At 65.0% G+C, this 500-nt stretch carries 1 protein-coding gene; it reads left to right on the top strand.

Annotation, left to right across the window (positions count from 1 at the left end; genetic code table 11):
• The coding region (locus DMP05_RS09720) for an ATP-binding cassette domain-containing protein (protein WP_123220243.1) at window positions 1-500 on the top strand (500 nt) is incomplete at both ends.

The following is a 500-nucleotide window of genomic DNA, read 5'->3' as shown; positions in this document are numbered from 1 at the left end:
GTCCAAGAAGGTCGACTTCACCGACATTCATATTCCCGCAGGTCCGCGCCTGGGCGCCGAGGTGCTCAACGTGGAGCATCTGCACAAGGCGTTCGGCGACCGCGTGCTGATCGACGATCTGTCCTTCAGCCTGCCGCGCAACGGCATCGTCGGCGTGATCGGCCCCAACGGCGTGGGCAAGTCCACGCTGTTCAAGATGATCGTGGGCAAAGAAGAGCCCACGTCCGGCGAGCTCAAGCTGGGCGAGACCGTCAAGGTGTCCTACGTCGACCAGAACCGCGAGGGCATCGACGCCGACAAGACCCTGTGGGAGGTCGTTTCCGACGGCCTCGACTACATGCAGGTCGGCGAGACCGAGGTTCCCAGCCGCGCCTACGTGTCCGCGTTCGGCTTCAAGGGCTCCGACCAGCAGAAGCCTGCGGGTGTTCTGTCCGGCGGCGAGCGCAACCGCCTGAACCTCGCGCTCACGCTCAAACAGGGCGGCAACCTGCTGCTGCTCG

This window comes from Slackia isoflavoniconvertens (assembly GCF_003725955.1).
In the GTDB taxonomy this organism is placed as follows: Bacteria; Actinomycetota; Coriobacteriia; order Coriobacteriales; family Eggerthellaceae; genus Slackia; species Slackia isoflavoniconvertens.
The sequence above is the reverse complement of the archived record's forward strand: the minus strand, read 5'-3'. Positions and strand labels throughout refer to the sequence as shown.